At 61.5% G+C, this 23,488-nt stretch carries 20 protein-coding genes; 6 read left to right on the forward strand and 14 right to left on the reverse strand.

Annotated features, from left to right (window positions below; genetic code table 11):
• Positions 1 to 31 precede the first annotated feature (31 nt).
• Positions 32 to 919, forward strand: coding sequence for a YicC/YloC family endoribonuclease (locus WNY80_RS13000; RefSeq protein ID WP_342887804.1), 888 nt, complete (start codon positions 32 to 34; stop codon positions 917 to 919).
• A gap of 2 nt (positions 920 to 921) precedes the next feature.
• On the forward strand, positions 922 to 1,578 hold the full coding sequence (gmk, locus tag WNY80_RS13005) for a guanylate kinase (protein WP_342887805.1): 657 nt from the start codon (positions 922 to 924) through the stop codon (positions 1,576 to 1,578).
• A 9-nt stretch (positions 1,579 to 1,587) separates the two neighbouring features.
• Here the strand turns inward: gmk and rsmA are convergent, their stop codons facing one another.
• The 6 genes from rsmA to WNY80_RS13035 all read right to left on the reverse strand — a co-directional run bounded on the left by rsmA (position 1,588) and on the right by WNY80_RS13035 (position 9,200).
• A complete protein-coding gene (gene rsmA / locus WNY80_RS13010) occupies positions 1,588 to 2,418 on the reverse strand; it encodes a 16S rRNA (adenine(1518)-N(6)/adenine(1519)-N(6))-dimethyltransferase RsmA (RefSeq protein ID WP_342887806.1) in 831 nt (276 codons plus the stop codon).
• Complete coding sequence (gene pdxA, locus WNY80_RS13015; protein WP_342887807.1) at positions 2,418 to 3,464, reverse strand: 4-hydroxythreonine-4-phosphate dehydrogenase PdxA; 1,047 nt, start codon at positions 3,462 to 3,464, stop codon at positions 2,418 to 2,420. The genes rsmA and pdxA overlap by 1 nt, the downstream gene beginning before the upstream one ends.
• Positions 3,465 to 3,477: 13 nt before the next feature.
• Positions 3,478 to 4,413, reverse strand: coding sequence for a SurA N-terminal domain-containing protein (locus WNY80_RS13020; RefSeq protein WP_342887808.1), 936 nt, complete (start codon positions 4,411 to 4,413; stop codon positions 3,478 to 3,480).
• A gap of 133 nt (positions 4,414 to 4,546) precedes the next feature.
• On the reverse strand, positions 4,547 to 6,910 hold the full coding sequence (locus WNY80_RS13025; protein ID WP_342887809.1) for an LPS-assembly protein LptD: 2,364 nt from the start codon (positions 6,908 to 6,910) through the stop codon (positions 4,547 to 4,549).
• The gene (gene lptG, locus WNY80_RS13030) at positions 6,910 to 7,998 is read right to left on the reverse strand and encodes an LPS export ABC transporter permease LptG (RefSeq protein WP_342887810.1); all 1,089 of its coding nucleotides are present in this window, start codon (positions 7,996 to 7,998) and stop codon (positions 6,910 to 6,912) included. Before lptG ends, WNY80_RS13025 begins: the two co-directional genes overlap by 1 nt.
• Entirely contained in the window at positions 7,995 to 9,200 is a 1,206-nt protein-coding gene (locus WNY80_RS13035) for an LptF/LptG family permease (protein ID WP_342887811.1), read from the reverse strand. The genes lptG and WNY80_RS13035 overlap by 4 nt, the downstream gene beginning before the upstream one ends.
• A gap of 365 nt (positions 9,201 to 9,565) precedes the next feature.
• On the opposite strand from WNY80_RS13035, the gene WNY80_RS13040 reads away from it, so the two are divergent.
• Positions 9,566 to 11,047: a leucyl aminopeptidase gene (locus tag WNY80_RS13040; protein WP_342887812.1), complete on the forward strand. Its 1,482-nt coding sequence runs from the start codon at positions 9,566 to 9,568 to the stop codon at positions 11,045 to 11,047.
• Between the two features lie 8 nt (positions 11,048 to 11,055).
• Positions 11,056 to 11,505, forward strand: coding sequence for a DNA polymerase III subunit chi (locus tag WNY80_RS13045; RefSeq protein ID WP_342887813.1), 450 nt, complete (start codon positions 11,056 to 11,058; stop codon positions 11,503 to 11,505).
• A gap of 42 nt (positions 11,506 to 11,547) precedes the next feature.
• Here WNY80_RS13045 and WNY80_RS13050 read toward each other — a convergent pair whose 3' ends face one another.
• The 8 genes from WNY80_RS13050 to WNY80_RS13085 all read right to left on the reverse strand — a co-directional run bounded on the left by WNY80_RS13050 (position 11,548) and on the right by WNY80_RS13085 (position 21,929).
• The gene (locus WNY80_RS13050) at positions 11,548 to 12,762 is read right to left on the reverse strand and encodes an ABC transporter permease (RefSeq protein WP_342887814.1); all 1,215 of its coding nucleotides are present in this window, start codon (positions 12,760 to 12,762) and stop codon (positions 11,548 to 11,550) included.
• Complete coding sequence (locus WNY80_RS13055; RefSeq protein ID WP_342887999.1) at positions 12,752 to 13,459, reverse strand: ABC transporter ATP-binding protein; 708 nt, start codon at positions 13,457 to 13,459, stop codon at positions 12,752 to 12,754. The genes WNY80_RS13050 and WNY80_RS13055 overlap by 11 nt, the downstream gene beginning before the upstream one ends.
• A gap of 38 nt (positions 13,460 to 13,497) precedes the next feature.
• On the reverse strand, positions 13,498 to 14,751 hold the full coding sequence (locus WNY80_RS13060; RefSeq protein WP_342887815.1) for an efflux RND transporter periplasmic adaptor subunit: 1,254 nt from the start codon (positions 14,749 to 14,751) through the stop codon (positions 13,498 to 13,500).
• Between the two features lie 245 nt (positions 14,752 to 14,996).
• On the reverse strand, positions 14,997 to 16,784 hold the full coding sequence (locus WNY80_RS13065) for a PAS domain-containing methyl-accepting chemotaxis protein (protein ID WP_342887816.1): 1,788 nt from the start codon (positions 16,782 to 16,784) through the stop codon (positions 14,997 to 14,999).
• A gap of 280 nt (positions 16,785 to 17,064) precedes the next feature.
• On the reverse strand, positions 17,065 to 17,658 hold the full coding sequence (locus tag WNY80_RS13070) for a DUF922 domain-containing protein (protein WP_342887817.1): 594 nt from the start codon (positions 17,656 to 17,658) through the stop codon (positions 17,065 to 17,067).
• A 78-nt stretch (positions 17,659 to 17,736) separates the two neighbouring features.
• Positions 17,737 to 18,786 carry a trifunctional transcriptional activator/DNA repair protein Ada/methylated-DNA--[protein]-cysteine S-methyltransferase gene (locus WNY80_RS13075; protein ID WP_342887818.1) on the reverse strand — a complete coding sequence of 350 codons (1,050 nt, stop codon included), beginning with the start codon at positions 18,784 to 18,786 and terminating at the stop codon, positions 17,737 to 17,739.
• A 108-nt stretch (positions 18,787 to 18,894) separates the two neighbouring features.
• On the reverse strand, positions 18,895 to 20,775 hold the full coding sequence (locus WNY80_RS13080; protein ID WP_342887819.1) for an ABC-F family ATP-binding cassette domain-containing protein: 1,881 nt from the start codon (positions 20,773 to 20,775) through the stop codon (positions 18,895 to 18,897).
• A gap of 140 nt (positions 20,776 to 20,915) precedes the next feature.
• Positions 20,916 to 21,929 (reverse strand): zinc-binding alcohol dehydrogenase family protein, encoded by a 1,014-nt coding sequence (locus WNY80_RS13085; protein ID WP_342887820.1) that lies wholly within the window; start codon positions 21,927 to 21,929, stop codon positions 20,916 to 20,918.
• A gap of 197 nt (positions 21,930 to 22,126) precedes the next feature.
• On the opposite strand from WNY80_RS13085, the gene WNY80_RS13090 reads away from it, so the two are divergent.
• Together WNY80_RS13090 and ndk are read left to right on the forward strand one after the other, a co-directional pair.
• Entirely contained in the window at positions 22,127 to 22,822 is a 696-nt protein-coding gene (locus WNY80_RS13090) for a glutathione S-transferase family protein (protein ID WP_342887821.1), read from the forward strand.
• 224 nt (positions 22,823 to 23,046) lie between these two features.
• Entirely contained in the window at positions 23,047 to 23,469 is a 423-nt protein-coding gene (gene ndk / locus WNY80_RS13095; RefSeq protein ID WP_342887822.1) for a nucleoside-diphosphate kinase, read from the forward strand.
• The last annotated feature ends 19 nt before the right edge of the window (positions 23,470 to 23,488 follow it).

Genomic DNA, 23,488 nt, shown 5'->3' on the forward strand with positions numbered 1-23,488 from the left:
ATGGTCGGGTGCATAAAGGGGGGCAGCAGGCATGGCTATCCAGTCGATGACGGGGTTCGCACGCCATGAGGGCGAAGTGTCAGGCTTCCGCTTCGTATGGGAACTCCGCTCGGTCAACGGCAAGAATCTCGATGTGCGGCTGCGGCTGCCGCAGGGGTTCGAGGCGCTTGAACAACCGATCCGGAAGGCCGTCGCCGCGGCCATGACACGCGGCAATCTGCAGGTCTCGCTTTCAACCAGCGTTCCCAGTACCGCGGTGGAAGCGGTGGTCAATGAAACGGCACTTGATGCCGTGATCGAGCTCGTCAACAAGCTGGAAGATAGAATTGATGCCCGCAAGCCGGCGCTCGACGGCATTCTCAATATCAAGGGCGTGCTTGAATTCCGCGATCCCGAACTGTCCGATGAAACCCGGCAGGAGCGCAATCAGGCCGTGCTTTCAGGTTTCATGAGCGCGCTTGAGGATCTCAAGGCCATGCGGCTGTCGGAAGGCGCTGCCCTGGCCGGCGTGCTCAGCGAGCAGGTTGACCGTATCGGCGCGCTGACCCGGGCGGTCGAGGCCGATCCGTCACGTTCGCCCGAGGCCATCCGGGCCCGGCTTGCCGAGCAGGTGGCGAGCCTGATGGATACCGGTGCAGGCCTTGATCGCGACCGGCTGCACATGGAAGCCGCGCTGCTTGCCACCAAGGCGGATTTGCGTGAGGAGATAGACCGGCTCAAGGCCCATGTCGATGCGGCGAAGGCGCTGATCGGCGGCGAGGCTGCGGTAGGCCGCAGGCTCGATTTCCTGGCCCAGGAATTCAACCGGGAAACCAACACCATATGTTCGAAATCAAATGCAGCCTCGGTCACGGCGATCGGGCTTGATTTGAAGGTCCTTATAGACCAGTTTCGCGAACAAGTTCAGAATCTGGAGTAGCGATGAGCCAGCCGCCCGCCCATCTTCCCTCGGCCCGCATCAAGCGGCGCGGCCTCATGCTGGTGATTTCCTCCCCCTCGGGTGCCGGAAAATCGACCATTGCCCGCAATCTTCTTGAACATGATCCCGGCCTCAGCCTGTCGGTCAGCGTGACCACGCGTCCACGCCGCGGCAGCGAGATCGAGGGAGTTCACTACCATTTCAAGTCAAGGCGGGATTTCGAGCGCATGCGCGATTCCGAAGAGCTTATTGAATGGGCCGAAGTCCATGGCAATTGCTACGGAACGCCGCGCGAAGCCGCCGAGGTGGCGATGGCCGAAGGCCGTGACATGCTGTTCGACATCGATTGGCAGGGTGCGCAGCAATTGCAGGAAAAGATGAGCGCCGATGTGGTGTCGATCTTCATCCTGCCGCCGTCGATGGAAGAACTGCGCGCCCGGCTTCACCGCCGGGCCGAGGATGCCGACGAGGTGATCGAGCAGCGGCTTGCCAATGCACGCTCGGAGATCGAGCACTGGCGCGAGTATGATTACGTTGTCGTCAATGACGATCTTGACCGGGCCTATTCGGCCGTACGCTCCATCGTCAACGCCGAACGTCTGCGCCGCGATCGCCGTCCGGGTCTATTCGATTTCGTCAGTGAACTGCTTGAAGGCTGAGTTCGCGCTCTAGAGTGCCCGTGCCAGTGCGCAGAACTCTTCGACGCTGAGCGTCTCTGCGCGGCGCGTGGGCTCGATCCCGACCCGGTCCAGCAAGCTTTCCCCACCCAGCGGTTTCAGGCTCTGTCTGAGCATCTTGCGGCGCTGGCCGAAAGCGGCATGGGTAACGCGCTCGAGCCTGGCGAGGTCGCAGGGCAGGCGCTCTGCCAGCGGCTCCAGTTGCACAACGCTCGAGGTCACCTTTGGCGGCGGCGTGAAAGCCTGTGGCGGCACGTCAAACAGGATCTCGCTGTGCGCCAGCCATCCGGCCAGCACACCGAGGCGGCCATAATGGTTCGATCCGGGGGCTGCGACGATCCGCTGTCCGACTTCCTTCTGGAACATCAGCGTCATCGAGCTCCAGAACGGGTTGTCCACGTCTGCGGTCAGCCAGTTGATCAGCAATTGGGTTCCGACATTGTAGGGCAGGTTGGCGACGATCTTTGCTGGCGCGCCACCGGCCAGCGCCGCCAGATCGGTCTTCAGCGCATCCCCCTCGACGACCTCGAGCCGTCCGGGATAGTGATCCGAGATCTCGGCAAGGGCAGGCAGGCAGCGCGGATCGGTTTCGATTGCCACCACACGCGCGGCGCCCTGCGCCAGCAAGGCCCGTGTCAGGCCACCAGGGCCGGGGCCGACTTCAAACACGGTAAAGCCTTCGAGCGGGCCCGCAGAACGGGCGATCTTGGCCGTCAGGTTCAGGTCGAACAGGAAATTCTGCCCTAGCGCCTTTTTCGGCGCCAGCCCGTAGGTGGCGACAATGTCGCGCAGCGGCGGCAAGCCATCAGGTGTCGAGGCCATTATACCCTGCTCAATGCGTGAAGGATCTTGGTTTCGGCTTCCGTGTTCGCCATCTTCGCCGCGAGCTTGATCGCCGCCACCAGGCTGTCGAAGCGTGCTTCGCCTTTGCCTGCCAGCGAAAACGCGGTGCCATGATCCGGTGACGTGCGGATAAAGGGCAGGCCGAGGGTCGCATTGACCGAATCGTGGAAGCCAAGCGTCTTGGCCGGGATCAGCGCCTGGTCATGATACATGCATATCGCTGCATCATAGTTTTCCCGTGCCTCGGCGTGAAACATGGTGTCGGCGGGAAGCGGTCCGAATGCCTGGATTCCGGCCGCTTGCAGCTCGGCAATCGCCGGCACGATGATGTCGGCGTCCTCGCTGCCCAGCGCACCGTCTTCGCCGGCATGGGGATTGAGACCGGAAATGGCGATACGCGGCGCTTTCAGGCCAAAGCGGGACGCGAGATCCCGTGCAACGATCCCTGCCGTTTCCACGATCATCTGCGTGGTCAGCGCCTCGGCAACCTGCCTGAGCGGGATATGGATGGTCACCGGCGCCACACGCAGGTCCGGCCCGGCAAGCAGCATCACCGGCATCACGGGATGTCCTGCTGTTTCGCTTGCAAGATGCGCGAGATACTCGGTATGCCCGGGAAATCCGAAGCCGGACGCATAAAGCACCGACTTTGCGATTGGATTGGTCACCACGGCGCGGGTTCTCGAGGCTGTGGTCAGCTCCACTGCAAGCCGGATCGCCTCGATGACCGCTTCGGCGTTGGCAGGATCCGGCGTGCCGGCAATCACGGGCTTGGCAAGCGCCACCGGAAGGACGGGCAGGGCGATGCCGAATTTCGCCACCGCATCCTCGGGGGAGGTCTCGACAAGCGGGACATCCAGGCCAAGCAGCTCCGCCCGCTCGGCGAGCATCGCAAGATCGCCGATGATGAGGAAGGCAGGAAGCTCGAGTTCGGCCCGGTTTGTCCAGGCGGCCAGCGCCAGGTCCGGGCCTATTCCGGCGGGATCGCCCATGCTCAAGGCCAGCGCGCGGCGGTTCCCGGTCATGTCAGGAAGATCCTTACTTGTTCGCAATAACGGCGCGCTTGCGCAGTTCGGCGAGATACTTCTTGGCTTCCTCGGATTCACCCGACTGGTCACTCTCGGCACGGAACATCAGTTCTGCGGCCTTGTCGTCCGATACGGTCTTTGCCGAGCAGATCACGATGAACTCGACACCGCGCTCGGTAATGCGCGCGGTTGTCGCTCCGCCGGCGCTGGCTCTTTCGATCAGCGGTTTCCAGTCGGCCGGCAATTGCGGCTGCATGATGCGGCCAAGCTGACGCAGCGATACGTCGCGCAAGCCCTTGATCATCGATGCGGAACTGTCACAGCCCTGGATGCGGGCGCGCAGCTGGTCAGCCTCGCGCTTGCGGGCGTTCAGCACGGACTTCGAGCGCTTGCTGGCCGGCACCACGAAGACGACCTGCTGCAGGATGTATTCCGTGGTCGACGGCTTGTCGTCACCCCGTTCGAGCATTTTCGATACCAGGTCCTGGGTGGACATGCCGCCGCCGCCGCTGATTGCGGACACGACCCGCGGCCAGCTCATCTGGACCCGGATGAAGGCCTTGAAATGCTTGGGTGTCACCCCGGCCTGGTTGAGCACCTGGGTAAGTTGCTTGGTCGACATGTTGTTGGAGGCTGCAAACCGCTGATAGGAAGCATCAACCTGCGCATCGGAGACAAGCACGCGGATCCGCGCCGCTTCCTGCATCTTCAGGGCTTCCTCGACCAGCTGTTCGCGTGCCTTCTTGCCGAGATTTCCACCCGTGCGCTGCAGTTTGAGAAACGCAACCCGGCGGGCGATGTCGACACTTGTGATCGCCTGGCTGTTGACGATGATCTTGATTTCGCTTGCTGCACGCGCCGTAGTCGCTGGCGCAACGAGAAGCGGCAGCGCGAGAGCGACCGTTAGCAGCAGCCCGGTAAGGCGAAAGATCGCGGGAAAGTTCATGCTTTCTAGTCCTTTTGTCCGGTCACAGGTGATGGCAGCAGTCTTGCAAATCCGCAGTCACAGGTAAATGCCCATCGCATGCGGCGAAAACGAGGCGTAACCGGCAGGGTTTGCCTGCACGGCTTCGCATTGCCTAGAAACTTGGTTGCAACAACGGGCTGTCAACGCCGCCAGCGCCCAAGCCGCCAAGTGTGCGGAAGCTCAAGCGGGCGCCGACCTTCCAGTCACGGGCATTGGTACTGCTATCGTCCCGCGTGTTTTCATAGGCGAGGGCAAACGCAAAGCACTCGTCCTCGTAAAGCAGGCCGAAAGCGTTCGTGTTGAATTTCCGGTCTACCAGGTCGTAGCTGGCAGAGGCTGCGACGCGCCAGTAATCGTGAACCTTGAGCGACGCATAGCCGGTCACTTCCCTGCGGTCCTCGTCACCGGCAACAAATGGCCGCGGCGCCTTGATTTCGGTGTAGGTCATCGAGGTGCTGATCCGGTCCTTGCTGTAGGCAGCGCGGACATCGGTGCGCTCGGCGCGGAAATCATCCTTGTCGAAACGGGCTGACGCGGCCAGCGAGAAGCCGTTGAAGGAAAAGCCTCCCATGCCGACGAAATCCGAGACGCGGTCTTCGAGGCCTGCATTGCGCGTTGCCTGGGAAAGATCCGGTGTGGCGAACGAGTTGAGACCGGCCAGATGATAGGACTGCCCGAACGCGGCCTGCGTCTGAAGGCCGTTGTCAAAGCTACCGGTATAGCGGAAGCCGACATTGGCCCGGGTTCCGCCTTCGGTCCTGTCGAAGCCTGAAAACTTGTCACGCTCGAACAGCGACGTCGTGTCGAACACGAAGCTCTGCGCATCTTCGTTCGGAATGCCGCCGGCCATCTGTTCGTCAGGACGGACAAACACCTGTGCAATGGGTTCGATCACATGGCTGGAGCCAGCCGCGGTCACCAGAACCGGATAGCTGGTTTCAAGCCCTGCGGTCACCATGCCGCGTGTATGCGATCCGTTGCCGGCGAAGCTGCCGTTATAGTCGGTTGGCAGGGTGTCCACGTTGACTGAATTCACATCGCCGCGCGCGGCCAGGATGGGCGTCAGGCGCAGGCCGTTCGTTGTCGTGAAGGTCCGTTTCCACTCAAGCTCGGTGCTCAGGCGGGAATTGGTGCCGGCAAACCCCTTGTAGCGGTCGGCATTCAGCGGGTCTGTCGCAACGGAACCGGCGCGCACGGTGAAGTCGTCTTCACTCCGCGACAGCGAATAGCCGTTGACGTTGAACGAAAGTTCGCCGCCTGCAACCGGGTCAGAGAAGGTGCGCTTGTAGTCAAGCGACGGATGAACCGCGGCCTGCTGCTTTTCAGCGAGGTTGTTTTCGTCGGCGTCCTGAATGTCAAACTGGTAGGCGCGCAGGTCGAAATGGCTGCGGTTGGACAGGCCTGTCAGATACATTTCGGATTTGACGGTGCTGTCCGAATAGCCGGCAATGCCGTAGGTCCGGGCGAAATTGTTGTCGGTCTGCAGCATGCCGTCCCAGCCGAATGTCCAGCGCGGGTTGATGCGGTACTGCCCCTTAGAGGCAATCATGCCGCGTCTGGTCACCAGCGCGTCCGAAGTGCCTGCATCGAAATCGCCGGGCTGGAGCTGCGAAATGCCTGCCATGCGCAGGGTGTGTTCGCCATTGGCAAAATTCTGCCGGAACTCGACTTCGCCAAGAAAGCCCTGATTGCTGTAGCCGGTGCCGGTGAAGGTCGCGTCCATGTAGGGCGATATTGCCCAGTAATAGGGCACGGCCACTCCGGTGCCGAGATTCTCGGAGGTCACATAGCTGGGCGTCAGGAAGCCGCTCTTGCGCTTGGAATCATAATCCGGAAGCTCGAGGAAGGGCAGGTAGGCGATTGGCATGCCGAACAGTTCGAACGTTGCCTGTTCCAGGCGGATTGTCTTGGTCTCGCCGTTCTGGATCACCCGCTTGGCTTTGACCTGCCAGAAGGGCGCCCGCTCGGGGTTTTCCTCGCATGCCTCGCAGGCGGTGTAGATACCATTGTTGAACGACGTCTGTCCGCCGCCGCGCTCGGCACTTTCCGCGGCAATGCGGGTATTGTCGGGCGTCTCGATTCTCAGCGCATTGACAAAGCCGTCGGCGAAATCGTCGGTCACGTCGAGATTGTCGGCGTAGATCCGGTTGCCGCTTGGCTCGACCATCTCGACCGAACCGAAAGCCTGTACCCGGCCGGAGTTCTGATCGTACTCGACGCGGTCGGCAACCAGCTTGTAATTGCCGTAATCGATCTGCACGCCACCGCTTGCGATGACCACGCCCGTATCATTGTTGTAGATCAGCTCGTCGGCTGCCAGCAGCATCTTTGCGTCTTCGGCAATGCTGACACCGCCGGGCGCAACGATTTGTGCCGCGGCCTGGGGCGCAGCAAAGGAAAAAATGGTGCAGAGGGCCACGCCGGCGCACAGGACGCCAGCAAACGCATCAACTCTCGACCGGCGCACACCCGCCACTATCCATCCTCCTTGTGGAGAAGCACTGTTGTCCCCAATGCCGAGGCGACCAATACAGGAAGCCAGGCCGCCACGACAGGCGGAATGGTTCCGGCATTCGCGAACGCCTGGATCAACTCGGAGACGACATAAAGCACGAAGCCCGCCAGGATTCCACCCAGGATGACCGTTAAAGACTGGCCAAAGCGAACAAATTTCAGCGACACCATTGCCGCTATCAGCGTCATCGCCGCCAAAAGGGCCGGAAGAGCCAGCAAACGGTGGAATTGCATCTCGTAACTGGTCGCCGGAAGGCCGAATGACTTGGCCGTTGCAATTTTCCCACGCAGCTCGAAAAACGGCACGGTCTCCGGTGAAGCCAATGATTCGCCAACGAATTCGGCTTTCAAACTGGTCGGAACGGTTACAGATTCCAGAAACTCGACCGGCTGCGATCCGCGAATTTTCTTCACATTCGTCAGTTGCCAGACTCCGTCTCCGAGCACCGCGTTTTCTGCTTCCAGACGTTCCTTGATCCGCTGGTCCTTGTCAAACAGGAAGAAGGTCGCACCAGACAGTTTGGTGCCGCCCTCCGAGCTTGCGCGGGCACCCAGGACCGTGTCGCCTTCTTCGGTGCGCTGCCGCAGCCAGGGCGCGACATTTGTCGGGCTCTGGCTGCCCAGATTGCGCTCGACCACGATATCCTCTGCCTTCAGCATTGCCTTGGCCGCAAGTGTGTTCAGCGCGGTGACCGACAGGGCCCCGATCAGAAGGTTTGCAACGATCAGCGGCGCCAGAAACTGCCATGCCGAAATGCCCGCCGCCCGCGTCACCACCAGTTCGTACTTGCGGTTGAGCTGCATGAGGGTGGCAATCGAAGCCACCAGAACGACAAAGGGGATGATCAGCTGCAGCACGGTGGGCAGGCGCAAGGCCGAGATGAACAGCCCCAGAGCCACGGAATAGTCCTCGGCCCGCGAAAGCCGCCGGCTGGTTTCGTTGAAATCCACCAGCAGGATCACCAGCAGCAGTCCGAGGCAATAGGTCAGGAAAGTCGAGACATACCGGCGGAAGAAATAGCGCGACAGGGTGGAGAAGGGGGCAATCATGTAGACTGTCCTTCACCCGGCTTGCCGCGTCCGCCCTGAATCCGGTCGGACCATGCAGACACTGTGTCCACCAGCCGGTCGTTCAGTTGCGCCCAGCTCTTCGGAATGGTCAGTGTCCGGCCGGTGAGGGTCAGGAAACCGAACACCACGATAATGAAGGCCGGGACCGCGTAGGACAGGATTTCCATGGTCGCACTGATGCCGGCAGCCTCGTTGCTGTAGAAGCCGAACCCACGGCTTCCCAGGGCGATGGCGGCAACAAGTGCCCCGTTCTGGACCTGTTCATGCCGGTTCGAACGCGCCTTGCCGAGGAAGGAAAACGCCACCAGGCCAAAAGCCAGCGGGTACATCCACCCCGAAAACCGCTTTACCAGTTCCTGGGTCATCAGGTTCTTGGCCGACGTCAGGTAATAGTCGTCCGGGTCGGGATTGAGCAGGTAGGAGGTCGGTTGTTCACTGGGCCTGCGTGCCGCCGAGCTGCCGGCCGGCACGAAGGCCGCCATGTCCAGCGCATAGGAAGAAAACGTCACGATCGATATCCGGTCGTTGGAAAGGTCGCGCTGCTGCAACTCACCGTCGACCAGGTAGAGAATGTTGGTGTCGGTCTCTTCCGATTTCCGTATGACGCCGCTGCGCGCATAATAGATCGTCTCGTTGTCTTCGGCGCGGCTGTCGGAGAGGAAGATGCCGCCCAGCTGCCCGCCGGCGAGCTTTTCATTGACCTGAACGTAGAGCCCGTCCTCGAGTTTCATGAAGGTTCCGGACCGCACGGCGACCGAAAACAGGTCTGATTGCGCCTGCGCGAGAACATCATAGAGCTTGTTGTTCGACCAGGGCTCGACGAAATTGCTCACCACGAGCACCATCAGCGAGATCGATGCCGAAAGCAGCAGCACCGGCTTGAGCACGGTCGCAGGCGGAACCCCGGCGGCTTCGATAACCACCAGCTCGCTGTCCGAGTTCATGCTCGAGAGAACCTGGCTCACGCCGATCAGCAACGCAAACGGTGCCACGATCGACAGCACCGAGGGAATCAGCGTCGCCGCCAGCAGTGCAAACGCGCCAAAGGCCTGTCCGGTCGTGGTCAGCACATTGACACGAACAAGCACCTGCGTGGTCATCACAAGCAAGGTGACCGCAGACAGTGACCAGAAGGTCAGCATGGCCATGCGGCGGAATATGTAACGTTCAATCTGCTTCATTGCGCCTTTCCGGAGCAGGCCGAGCAGAATCGTGATTCGTTCGGCACGTTAGTGTCCCGGTTCGACCAGTCCAACCATGCACCGGCCTTATCAAATCGCAAATTGGATAATGTGTGGCAAACAAACGCGGTTAACGGTTTATTGCGGCGGAGTCTCGCAATTGCAATGCCGGTTTGTGCTATCGGGCGCACTTTCTGCCGGCAATGGCAAACTGCGGCCGGAAAGCGCCCAATTTTCGACGCAAATCCGGTTCGTCTTGGCCAAACAGGCATTTGCTGGCTGTTCCGGCCGTCCGCTCTTGCCTTCTTCGGCGAAAACGCGAAGATCGCCCACCACACAAATTACCCGAATCCATTGGAGCCGTCATGTCGATGAGCATTGAAATCAGTTTTTCCAAAACAGCAAAAACAACTGGAGGACTGGTTGTCGCTCTTGGTTCCCTGACCGAACCGGTGTCCGCCGCCGCGCGCAGTGTGGATCCGGCCGGCCAGCTCGACAAGGCGGTCAAGGTCTCGGGCTTCACCGGCAAGCTGTTTTCAACCACCGACATCATTGCGCCCGTTGATGCGCCGGCCGACCGCATAGCGCTGGTCGGGGCAGGGGATCCGGTCAAGCTCACCGCGCATGAGTGGATGCGGGTCGGCGGCAAGATGTTCACACTCATCCGCAAGGCCGGAAAGGTGACCGTGCTGCTTGGCGACACAGGGACACCCGAGGCTGCCGCCGACATGGCGCTCGGCCTGCTGATGCGCGCCTATTCCTTTGATCTCTACAAGACCAAGAAGAGCGACGATGACGAGAACGGCTCGCGCAAAATCTCCGTCGTCTTCCAGCACGAGGACGCAGCGGGCTGCAAGAAGGCGTTTGCCAGCCGTCAGGCCGTTGCCGATGGCGTGAAGCTGGCCCGCGATCTGGTCAACGAGCCGGCCAATGTGCTTGGGCCGGTCGAGTTCGCCGCCCGCGCCAAGGACCTCGAAGCCCTCGGCATGGAAGTCGAAATTCTCACCGAGAAGGAAATGAAGAAACTCAAGATGGAGGCGCTGCTCGGCGTTTCCCTCGGATCGGTGCGCCCGCCGCGCATGGCGATCATGAAATGGCAGGGCGGCAAGCCGAAGGACAAGCCGCTTGCCTTCGTTGGCAAGGGCGTTGTGTTCGACACCGGCGGCATTTCGATCAAGCCCGCAGCCGGCATGGAAGACATGAAGGGCGACATGGGCGGAGCCGCAGCCGTCACCGGCCTGATGCACACGCTCGCCGCCCGCAAGGCCAAGGTCAATGCCATCGGCATCATCGGCCTGGTCGAGAACATGCCCGATGGCGCCGCCCAGCGCCCCGGCGACATCGTCCGTTCGATGTCGGGGCAAACCATCGAGATCATCAACACCGATGCCGAAGGCCGCCTGGTGCTCTGCGATGCGCTGACCTATTGCCAGGACCGCTTCAAGCCGGAGATCATGATCAACTTGGCAACGCTGACCGGCGCCGTGATGGTGGCGCTCGGCCAGCACCATGCCGGCCTGTTTTCCAATGACGACAAGCTGTCGGAAGCCCTCAGCAAGGCGGGCGAGGTGACCCAGGAGCGGGTCTGGCGCATGCCGCTCGATCCGGCTTACGACAAGATGATCGATTCCAAGTTCGCCGACATGAAGAACACCGGCGGCCGCTACGCCGGATCGATCACCGCGGCGCAGTTCCTCAAGCGCTTCGTTGGCGAGACGCCCTGGGCGCATCTCGACATCGCCGGCACCGCGATGGGCTCGCCTTCCACCGACATCAACCAGTCCTGGGCGTCGGGCTTCGGTGTCCGGCTTCTCGATGAGTTGGTGCGCGCCAACTACGAGGGCTAGGGCGGCTCATGGCCGAGGTGCTATTCTATCATCTGACGGAATCCAGGCTGGAAGACGCACTGCCGCCGCTGCTTGAGAAAAGCCTCGAGCGCGGATGGCGGGTGTCCGTGCACCTGAGCAGCGAGGAACGCTGTGCAGCGCTCGATTCGCATCTGTGGACCTTTCGCGAGGACAGTTTCCTGCCGCATGGCGGGGCGGAAGCTCCCCACGCCGAACGTCAGCCGGTGCTGCTGACGCTTTCCGGCGAAGCCTCCAATGGCTCGACCGTCCGCTTCGTTGCCGATGGCGCGGATGTTCCGGAACTTGAGGGCGTCGAACGGCTGGTGATGATGTTTGACGGCCATGACCAGAGCCAGCTCGACGCCGCCCGGGCGCAGTGGAAAACCCTGAAGGCGGGCGGACATGCCCTGACCTACTGGCAGCAGACACCGGATCGGCGCTGGGAAAAGAAGGCGTAGCTTACGGTGCGGTGGCTTGGCCGCCGCAGCACACTTGAGTGCCTACTGGTGCCGCAGCGCCTCGATCGGGTCCATCCGCGCAGCCCGGCGGGCGGGGAAGTAGCCGAACACGATCCCCACCAGGGCGGAGAAGACGAAGGCCGCCAGCACCAGGCTTGCCGAGGGAGAAAACGGCACCGACAGCAAGTGTGCGCCGAGCAGGCCCAGGGCCAGCCCCAGCAGGATGCCGATCAGTCCGCCGATCAGCGACAGCACGGTGGCTTCGACCAGAAACTGCAGGAGCACCTGCCGCTCGGTCGCGCCGACTGCCAGCCGGATGCCGATTTCCCGCGTCCGCTCGGTCACTGAGACCAGCATGATGTTCATGATGCCGATACCGCCGACGAGCAGGCTGACAGCCGCAACGGCCGAAAGCAGGCCGGTCAGCACGCTGGTGATCCCGGTCAGCATCGAGCTGATCTGCTTCATGTCGAAGACATTGAAATCGTCATCCTCGAACGGGCCAATCCGCCGCCGTTCGCGCATCAGGCTTTCGATATCGGCTTTTCCCTTGTCGGTGGAAATGCCTTCCTTGATCGAGGCGTAGATCATCGAGACATCCTGGTTGCCGGAAATGCGCCGCATGAACGCCCGGATCGGAATCAGCACGATGTCGTCCTGATCGGTGCCGAAGCTGGACGCGCCCTTGACCGCAAGCGTGCCGATGACCCGGCAGGAGATCTGCTTGAGCCGGATATTGGCGCCGATCGGATCGCCGTTGCCGAACAGTTTCTCGCGTACCGTATTGCCCAGAATGCAGGCCGAGGACCCGGTCCGCAGCTCGCTCTCGTAAAACGACCTTCCACTGGCAAGCGCCCAGTCGCGGGCTACGAGAAAGCGGTTGTCGGTCCCGGTCACGGTGGTGGTGTAGTTCACATTGCCGAAAATCGCCGTCATCGACCGCGAATTGCTCGGGGTCGCAACCGCAACGCTGGGGATCTGCTGCTCGATGGCTTCGACATCCTTCAGCGTCAGCCCGGCCGCGGAGCCGCCCACACCGGAGCCCGGACCTTGCGAGGGCTGCCCCGGACGGACCATCAGCAAATTGGTACCCAGCGTCGACACATCGGCCTGCACCTGCTCGGTGGACCCCTGTCCGACCGTGACCATGGCAATCACCGCGGCAACGCCGATGACGATCCCCAGAACCGTGAGGAAAGACCGGAATGCGTTTCTCAATATCGCCTGCAGCGCCAGGCGGACCGCTTCATAGAGCATCGACGGCCTCCCTGGTGTTGCTGGAATCGGTCTCGATGCGTCCATCGAGGAAATGGATCAGCCGGTCGGCATATTCCGCCATGTCAGGCTCATGGGTGACCATCAGGATGGTGATGCCGTCCTTGCGGTTGAGGTTGGTCAGCAAATCCATGATTTCCCGGCTGCGGGCGGTGTCGAGGTTTCCCGTCGGTTCATCGGCCAGGATCACGTCGGGGTTGGTGACGATGGCGCGTGCGATTGCCACGCGCTGTTGCTGCCCGCCCGAAAGCTGGGAGGGGGCATGGTCCTCGCGCCCCTTCAACCCGACCTTGGCAAGCGCCTCGCGCGCCAGCTGGCGCCGCTTGGTCCGGGCCATGCCCTGATAGATCAGCGGCAGCTCGACATTGTCGATCGCCGATGTGCGGGCCAGAAGATTGTAGCCCTGGAAGACAAAGCCGAGAAAATTCCGGCGCAGCAGCGCCAGCTGGTCACGCCCGAGATGATCCACCTCGGCGCCGCCGAAGAGATAGGTGCCGCCCGTCGGCTTGTCCAGGAAACCCAGTATGTTCATGGCGGTCGACTTGCCCGAGCCGCTCGGCCCCATGATGGCGACGAACTCGCCGCCGCGGATATCCATGTCGATGCCGCGCAAAGCCCAGACTTCCGCATCCCCGGTTCCGTAGATCTTGGTGATTCCGCGAAGCCGGATCAGCGGCATCTCGTCAGGCGTTTCGATGGCGGCAGTCGGCGCGTCCGTCATTCGGTTGTCTGATCGGTAATCACCAGATCGCCCTCGCTCAGGTCTCCCTCGCGGACTTCGGTCTTCGACCCGTCCGTCTCGCCGGGCAGGATATCGACGGCTGTGGCTTCACCGTCCTTCAGGATCCAGATCTGGCGGCGGCCGTCGCTGTCGGTTTTCGGTGTCGCGGCCGGTGCCCGCGGTGCATTCTTGAACAGCATGCCCAGCAGGCCGGTTCCGCCATTGTCCGTTTCCTCGACCGGCGGTGCGAACCGCAGCGCCGCGTTGGAAATTGTCAGTGTGTCCTTGATTTCGGCAACCGTGATGTCTGCGGTCGCCGTCATCCCGGGACGCAGCAACATGTCGGAATTGTCGATCGACAGGATCGCCTCGTAGGTGACCACGCCATCGACGGTTTTCGGCGCGTACCGCAATTCGGAAATCGCAGCCGGGAAGGTGCGGCCCTGATAGGCCTCCACCGAGAATACGGCCTCGTCACCAACCTTGACCTTGCCGATGTCCGCCTCGTCGATGTCGACTTGCAACTGCATGCTGGTCAGGTCAGCCGCCAGCGTGAACAGCACCGGCGCCTGCAATGACGAGGCCACGATCTGTCCGACCTCGACATTCCGGTCGAGCACGACGCCATCGATGGACGAGCAGATGCAGGCCTTGTCGAGATTGGCCTGGTTGATCTTCAGGTTGGCCTCGGCCACGCGAATGTCGGCTTCCGCGCTCTTGAGCGCAGCCTTGGCGCGGTCATAGGCGGCTTTGGCCTTGAGCAAGCCCTCGAGCGTTGTGACGTGCTTTTGTTCAAGCAGCACCGCCCGGTCATAATTGGCCTTGGTTTCATTCAGCGTTGCGGTTGCTTCGGCCAGGCGGGCCTGGGCTGCCGTCAGCGACGCCTGGCTGAGTTCGACATTGGCTTCAAGCTTGTCGGTATCGAGCCGCGCCAGGATCTGGCCCTTCTTGACCAGGTCATTGAAGTCGGCTTCCACCGACCGCACGGTTCCGGAAAGCTCGCTCGATATTTCCACCTGGTTGGTTGGCTCGACCGTGCCTGTCGCCGTCACCTGGACGACGATGTCGCCCCGTTCGACCGCCTCGGTGATATAGACCGGCAGGTTTTGCCGGGAATCGGAACTCCACCAGAACCATAGCCCGGTCATGGCAACAACCAGCACCAGTCCCCATCTCGCCCAGCGCCAAAGCGATGGGCCGCTGTCTGCTGTTTTGACGATCGATTCGATATCTGATTTGGAAGGTGGCATGTGGAAATCCCGTTGCTTGGGCTTTCATACCATCCATCTCTGGCGCGGCCGTTGACATGGGTCAAGCTGCCACCGTGCCCGCATTGATTAATCCGCCTCAATGATCAATTGGCCATGAGGTGAAACTTTGCTGCTGCTTGGCAGATCGGGCCGGGGCCGTCGTCGTGACGCAAGAAAGGCCTCCGGGACTGCAATCCGGAGGCCTTTGTCATGCTTTGGCCCGTGTGTGAGGGGGCAGGCCGGTCCTAAAACTCTTCCCAGTCAGAGATGTCGACCGCGGCGTTGCCGTCAAAGGCGGGCCGCTGGCGTGCTGGTGATGTTTTTGCCGCCTTGTGGGCAGGCGAGGCGCCTCCGTGGTTGGCGGTTCCGGATGGGGCATGCGCAGCCCCTGCATCAAGCCGGAATTTTGAGAGCAACTGGAACAGCGATGCAGCCTCCTGCGCCAGGCCATGGCTTGCTGCAGTCGACTGCTCTACCATCGCGGCGTTCTGCTGTGTGCCCTGATCCATGGCGTTGACGGCGGTGTTGATCTCGTTCAGCCCGGTCGACTGTTCGCGTGATCCGGTGACAATCGCCTCGACATTGGCGTTGATCTGCTTGACCTGCTCGACAATGTTGGCGAGAGCCTCGCCGGTCTGGCCAACCAGCGAAACCCCGGAATTGACTTGCTCGCCCGAGGCGGTGATCAGATCCTTGATTTCCTTTGCCGCGGTTGCTGTGCGCTGCGCAAGCTCGCGCACTTCCTGGGCGACAACCGCAAAGCCACGCCCGGCTTCCCCCGCCCTGGCGGCTTCAACACCTGCATTCAGGGCAAGCAGATTGGTCTGAAAGGCAATGTCGTCGATAACATTGATGATGTTGGTGATCGCCTTGGAAGAGTTTTCGATCTCGGCCATGGCAACCACAGCCTTGTCGACGACTTTGCCGGACGTTTCCGCGTCCTTCTTCGTCTTGGAAACGAGTTCTCCGGCTTCCTCTGCGCGCTGGCTCGATGCGGCGACGGTCTTTGTGATTTCCTCGAGCGCTGCTGCCGTCTCCTCGACGGAGGCCGCCTGGTTCTCTGTCCGCTTGGCCAGATCATCCGCAGACGCGCGGATTTCTTCCGAGCCATTGGAGATCATCCTGGCGTTTTCGGATACCGAATGCATGGCGTCGCAAAGCCCCTTGTTGGCCTTGTTGTAATTGATCCGCAAGGGTTCCAGTGCCGGCTGGAATGGCTGTGTGATCTGGACGGTCAGGTCGCCATCCGCCATGCATTCGAGACCCTCCGAGAGTGAAGCGACATTGTTGACCCGTTCGGTCACATCGGTGGCAAACTTGACGACCTTGAAAACCTTGCCATCCGCGTCGAAGATCGGATTGTACGAGGCCTGGATATGGACATGGTTTCCGCCCTCTCCGAGACGCAGGTACTCACTGGAGAAGAACTCCCCGGAATTGAGCTTCCGCCAGAATTCGGCATATTCAGCGCTCTCGGTGTAGGACGGTTCACAGAACATCCTGTGATGCTTGCCCTTTATCTCCGAAAGGCTGTAGCCGAGCGTTGTGAGAAAGTTCTCGTTGGCGGTGATGATTGTGCCGTCGAGATTGAATTCGATCATTGCCTGCGCACGGGAAATAGCGTCGATCTTGCCGCGGTCGTCCGCCGCCTTGAGTTTCTGTGCAGTGACGTCGCTGGCGAACTTGACCACCTTGTAGGGCTTGCCCCCACGGTACACCGGATTGTAGCTGGCCTCGATCCAGATCTCATCGCCGGTCTTGGTCAGGCGCTTGTACTGCGCCTTGTCGAACGTACCCCGGCCCAGCTTTTTCCAGAACTCCGCATAAGCCGGTGTGGCTGCTTCCCTTGGATCGACGAAGATCCGGTGATGCTTGCCCTTGATCTCCGACAACTCGTAACCGAGTGCCTGGCAGAAGTTTTCGTTGGCATCGAGGATGTTCCCGGACAGGTCGAATTCGATGACGGCGAGTGACTTTTTCAGTGCCAGGATGATGTTTTTATCGTCAGAGCCGACAATGCTGGTGAAGCTCATTGGGTAAGTCCCTACAGAATACAACTCGCCTTATGATCCGCACGGGATTCAGCCGCGTGGAAGCCGGATACAAGGATTGTGGGGTGGTCAGGATCGACGCGTCATGCGCCAGTTAGATAAGTTTTTTCTCATTTATGCGTTTCTGAAAAGTTAATGACATGTTTAAAAGCAATCGCTAAAACTCGCACTGCAATTTTAGGGGTATTTGTGGCCCTGGATGCAACTTGCTTGCGCGTGCTCAGGAGACGCTCGGACTGTGACTGGAATCCGGTTTGTCGTTCTACAACAATGTCTTCAGGCGCCTGTTGTCGCGTGCGTCAAACCGCTTCTGGGCGCGCAGGTGCTGGGCCTTGATCCGGGTGATGCGTTGCTTGATGCGGCGGGCCAGATCGTTGCAGCCGGTTCCGGATTGAAGAGCCGTAATGGATTTGCGCATTCTGGCTGCATAGGCTTTCGCAATCCGGACATGGCGCATTTCATGCCGGCGGACAGTTCGCTCAAACCGTGCCCAGCGGTGCCGGATCGAGCTCGAAACCGGTTTCCCGTCACGCCATTTCGGCAAGGTGATGACCAGCTCAAGGCCGACATCCCGGACTTTGGCCCGGCAGCCGGAGTTTGCGCCGGCAAGCCTGTAGTCCGGATGAAAGGTGATCTCGACCAGACCGAAGGCGCGTCCGTTGCGAGGTGCCCTTGAATGGACGCTCCGTGCAAATCCGGACCGGGTTTCCGCGTAAAGACTATAGGAGCGGTTGGTTGTTCCCGGTTTGCCGGACGTGCAGCCGGCCGCAAGCAGGAGAAGGCATCCCAGAAGGCCCAGCCGGGCAATTGCCTGGCAATCTGGTCGGCCGCACGGTGATGCCGCAATCGCTGCCATGCCTCTCAAGCCCCCCAAAAAAACTATGACGCAGCGGAGGTTAGCACGAACTTGGCGTTGCTGACATTGGTCGGTCGCTCAGCCGTACTGCCGTTCAATCTCGATCAGCTTCTGCTTGCGCCACAGCCCGCCGCCATAGCCGGTCAGCGAGCCGTCGGCGCCAAGAACGCGGTGGCATGGTACCAGAAGCGCAATCTGGTTGGCGCCATTGGCCCGCGCCACCGCCCTGACAGCCGAAGGCCGTCCGATGTCGCGGGCAATCCTGCCGTAGCTTCTTGTTTGTCCGGCCGGGATCTCCACCAGCGCATGCCAGACGGTTTTGGTGAAATCGCTGCCGTGAAACGCGAGGGGAACGCTGAATTGTCCGTTGCGACCGGAGAAATAGGCGTCGAGTTCGGCTTCGAGAAGGTCCAGCGGAGCGTGGCGGCCAAACCCGATCCGGTCCTTGAAGACCTGGTGCATCCGGTGCAATTCGGCCGGCAGCGCCTTGCGGTCGGCGAACTCCAGCAGATGCAGATGGGTCCGGTCACACAGCGCAATCATCGCTCCGAGCGGCGTATCGATGTAATCGGCTCTGATCAGCGCATCGGCGGCAAAACTGCCCGGAGGCTTGCCCATCAGCTTGGAGAAGGTGTCGCGAAACGCATTTGCCGAGCCGAAACCGGCATCGATTTGCGCCTCGATCACCTTGCCGCCGCCGGCCAGCGCGACATGTGCATTGCGCAACCGCTCGAGCCGCGCCATTTCGAGGAATGTCATGCCGAAGTGCCGGTTGAAGGCGCGGCGCACGGTGGATGGATCAAGGCCCAAACGGACGATGTCGGGTTCGCTCCAGCGATGTCCCTTGCGCTCGGCAAGCGCTGCCAGCAACGTCTTGACGGCGGGATCGGCTTCGGCGGCCGGCGGCATTGGATGGCATCGCTTGCAGGCCCTGAACCCGGCCTGGATGCATTCGCCGACACTTGAGTAGAACGTGCAGTTCTCCGGCCGCGGCTTGCGTGCCGGGCAGGTCAGCCGGCAAAACACGCCGGTCGACGACACCCCGACATAGGCGCGGCCGTCAAAGGCAGGATCGCGCTGCAAGAGCGCTTGATAAAGCGTGGCCGTGTCAGGCAGGTCGAACAACATGCGGCACCGTAACGCCGCTGCCCCCACCCGTCAGCCTGATTTCGGGCGTCTATTCGGATTTTTGTCCAGCTTCAGCGAGCGTGGAGGAGGCGAGGGGCGTCCGGAGATTTATTCCGACGTTTCCGCTTCCTCGACCTCGCTGGTCAGAAGCAGCCAGTCTTCCTCGGCCTTGGCCAGTTCGGCTGCCCGTTCGGCCCGCTGCTTGGTCTTCTGCGCAATCTTGTAGGGTGCGTCGGCAAACTGCGCCGGATTGGCAAGCTCGGCGTCCAGGGACTGAATCTGTTTGCTAAGCCGCTCGACCAAGGCCTCGAAATCCTTGATCTTTTTCTTCATCGGCGCGAGGCTCGCGCGCTCCTGGGCCGCCTGCTTGCGCCTCTCGGCCTTGGAGCTGCCGTCGCTGTCGTTGTTCTTCTTGCTCTTGCTCGACGAGCCCACGACTTCCTGCCGGTAATCTTCCAGGTCGCCGTCAAAGGCACTCACGGTGCCGTCCTTGACGATCCACAGCCGGTCGACGGTGGCTTCGATCAGGTGCCGGTCATGGGAGATCAGGATCACGGCGCCGGGGAAATCATTGAGCGCCCGGATCAGGGCGGCGCGGCTGTCGATATCCAAATGGTTGGTCGGCTCGTCGAGGATCATCAGGTTCGGCGCGTGAAACGCCGACAGGCCCATCAGCAGCCGTGCTTTCTCGCCACCGGACAGATCCTTGGCCGGGGTGTTCATCTTTTCAGCCGTCAGGCCCATTTGCGCCACCCGGGCGCGAACGCGGGCTTCCTGCGCGTCCGGCATCAGCCTGCGCACATGCGCAACGGCGGATTCGGTCGGGATCAGGTCATCCATCTGGTGCTGGGCGAAAAATCCGGTCTTGAGCTGCGGCGCGGTGCGGATCAGGCCGCCCTCGGCCTCGAGCCGCCCGGCGATGAACTTGGCGAAGGTCGACTTGCCGTTGCCGTTGGAACCGAGCAGGGCGATGCGGTCATCGGCGTCGATCCTCAGATCCAGCCGCTTGAGGATCGGCGCTCCAGGTGTGTAGCCGACGGAGCCATCCTCGATCGCGATGATCGGCGAGGCGACGCCGCGATCGGGGCGCGGAAACGAGAATCCGCGGACATTGTTCTCGATCACCGCATCGACGGTGCCCATCTTTTCCAGCGCCTTGAGCCGCGACTGCGCCTGACGTGCTTTCGAGGCCTTGGCCCGGAAGCGTTCGACGAAGGCTTCCATGTGCTTGCGCGCCGCCAGGCTCTTTTCCCGCGCCTTCATCTGGTGTTCGTCGCGTTCGGCCTTCTGCCGCTCGAACTGGTCGAAGCCGCCGCGATAAAACGTCAGCTTCTTCTGGTCGAGATGGACGATGGCGTTGGCGGCGGTGTTGAGCAGGTCACGGTCATGGCTGATGATCAGCACGGTGTGCGGATAGCGGCGGATATAGTCCTCCAGCCACAACGTGCCTTCAAGGTCGAGATAGTTGGTCGGCTCGTCGAGCAGCAGCAGGTCCGGCTCGGAGAACAGCACCGAGGCCAGCGCCACGCGCATGCGCCAGCCGCCCGAAAAGCTCGAGGCGGGCCGTTGCTGCGCTTCCTGGTCGAAGCCGAGGCCTGCCAGGATCGAGGAGGCGCGGGCTTCGGCCGAATGGGCGTCGATATCGACCAGCCGGGTCTGGATCTCGGCAATGCGGTTGGGGTCGGTTGCGGTTTCCGCTTCCTTCATCAGCCGCGTGCGCTCAAGATCGGCACGCAGCACGATCTCGACCAGCGCGGTGTCCTCGGCCGGCGCTTCCTGCGCCACCTGTCCCATGCGGGTGTTCTTCGGAATCGTGACATGGCCGGTCTCGCTCGCCATCTCGCCGGTGATGATCTTGAACAGCGTCGACTTGCCGGCGCCATTGGGGCCCACAAGCCCGGCCTTGATGCCTGTGGGCAGGGCCAGCGAGGCATTGTCAATCAAAAGCCGCCCGGCAATGCGTGCGGAAAGGTCTGTAATCGTAAGCATGGCGGCTTCTTGGCCGTAACCGGGCTGATTTGCAAGCACAGATGGGCAAAGCAGTGCAACTTGCGGACAAAAGATGGGCCGCCTGCGTTCCTGTGTGGTTGTCGGGCAACGAATTCGGCCGGGCCCGGGCAGGGAAAAGCCTAGTCGAGCGTGATCATCGCCTTGATCAGGCCGTCCTTGTCGTGGGCCCAGCGCGGCAGGTCCTCGGTCACCTTGTCGAAGTCGGTCCTGTGGGTGATGATCCGCTCCAGCGGTATGTTCCCGGCCTTGAGCGCGGCTGTGACGGTTCGGAAATCCTCGGAAGTGGCATTGCGGCTGCCGATCAGGCTCATTTCCCGCTTGTGGAACTCGGGATCGGAGAACGCCACGGTCTCGTTGACGACGCTGACCAGAACATACCGTCCGCCATGCGCCACCCTGGCAAAGCCAGACTGGATCGAAGCCAGGTTTCCCGTCGCGTCGAACACCGCGTCAAAACCGTCACCGCCGGTGAGGCGATTGATCTGGGCTTCGGCTCCATCGCCGGCCTTGACCGGCTGGCAACCGCCGGCAATGGCGCAGGCTTCCTCAAGCCGGCCCGGATCGAGATCCAGTATCGAGACCTCGGCGCCCGCCAGCTTGGCAAAGATCGCCACACCCAGCCCGATCGGTCCGGCGCCTGCCACCAGGACCCGGTCATCAGCGCCAATGCCGCCGCGCCTGACGGCATGGGCCCCGATGGCCAGAAATTCCACGGTGGCGCAGGCATCGAGCGACAGGCCGTCCGATCGCACCAGGTTTTGCTCGGGCAGGCAGATTTCCTCGCACATGCCGCCATCGCGATGCACGCCGAGAACGGCGATGGAAGTGCAGCAATTCGGCTTTCCCCGTGTACAGGCCCGGCATGTGCCGCAGGACAGATAGGGATTGATGATCACATGTTCGCCGGTGCCAAAGGCACTGTCCGGTCCGGTTTCGAGCACTTCCGCCGCCAGTTCATGACCCATCACCCTGGGATAGGCGAGGAACGGATGCTTGCCTTCGAAAATGTGGAAATCGGTGCCGCATATGCCGACCCGCCTGATCCTGACCCGCACCTCGCCGTCGCCCCGCACCGGCCGGGCAGCCGTCCGGATCTCCAGTTGGCCGGGCCTGGTGCATGCGACAGTTTTCATCAGCGACATCGGTTTGGTGCTTTCGGGCTTTGCAGGGTTGAGAGTTTCCGCCGGACTGTGATGAAATCCCGCCAAACAGGCAAGCCCTGTGACCGATCTGCGAAACAGATATTGCCCTGCCGGCATGAGCGGACTGAGGGTGACAAATCAATTCGCTTCCGCCATGACTGTGATTGTTTTCAATTGGGTGGGGTATCATGAGCATTGTTTTGCACGAACTTGTTGGCGCAGATGAAACGCGGCCTTTCAGCCCGCACTGCTGGAAAGCGGTGATGGCGCTTGCCCACAAGGGCCTGCCGGTGGAACGCAAGGCGGTTTGTTTCACCAGGGTGCCCGAGGTCGAAGGCGGAGTATCCAAGATCGTGCCCGTCATCCGTGACGGCAGCCAGGTGATTGCCGACAGCTTCATGATCGCCGCCTATCTCGAGCAAGCCTATCCCGACAAGCCATCGCTGTTTGGCGGTGATGGCGGACTGGCGATGGCGCGTTTTGTCGAGAGCTGGACCAATTCGGTGCTGCATGGCGCCATGCGTGATATCGCGCTGATGGATATTCACAATGCGCTGGCGCCCGCCGATCAGCATTATTTCCGCACCTCCCGCGAGGCCCGCATGGGCGTCACGCTCGAAAAGGTGGCCGAAGGACGCGAGGCGGCACTCAAGGCTTTGCCTGCCACGCTGATGCCGCTGCGGCTGACACTCAAGTCCCAGCCCTGGATCGGCGGATCGTCGCCGCTGTTTGCCGACTACATCGTCTTCGGCGCCTTCCAGTGGGTGCGGGTGACTGCTGCAGGCGTGACGTTGTTTGAGGCAGGCGATCCGGTCGCCGACTGGTTCGAACGCTGCCTTGATCTTCATGACGGGCTGGGACGCTCGGTACCTGCAGCGGGCTGAACCCGGTTTATCCCGGATTTTGCCGGCAGCCTCGGCGCATCGCCTGTCTTGCCGATGCCCATGAGCATGCCAGAGTCCCCTTGCGATTAACCGGGCATGCGGCTATCTAGGCGCCAACTCCGGGTCGGACCACGTCTGGCCCGGAATTTTACACCCGATTTTCTTGCGCAGGCCCGAGCCGGCTCAAGTCTCGCAACCACCACCAGATGACAGGACACACTCAAATGGCGATTGAACGCACTTTCTCGATGATCAAGCCTGATGCCACCAAGCGCAACCTGACCGGCGCCATCACCAAGGTATTCGAAGACAACGGCCTGCGCGTTGTCGCATCCAAGCGCGTCTGGATGAGCAAGCGCGAAGCCGAAGGCTTCTACGCTGTCCACAAGGAACGTCCTTTCTTCGGCGAACTGGTTGAAGGCATGACTTCCGGCCCGACCGTCGTTCAGGTTCTCGAAGGCGAAAACGCCATTCTCAAGAACCGCGAAATCATGGGCGCAACCAACCCGGCCGACGCTGCCGAAGGTACCATCCGCAAGACCTACGCGCTGTCGATCGGCGAAAACTCGGTACACGGCTCGGATGCGCCTGAAACCGCAGCCGAAGAAATCGCCTACTGGTTCTCCGGCACCGAAATCGTCGGCTGAAGCCGCTGATTGCGCTGCC

It is taken from the genome of Hoeflea sp. AS16 (assembly GCF_038900095.1).
Lineage (GTDB): Bacteria > Pseudomonadota > Alphaproteobacteria > Rhizobiales > Rhizobiaceae > Hoeflea.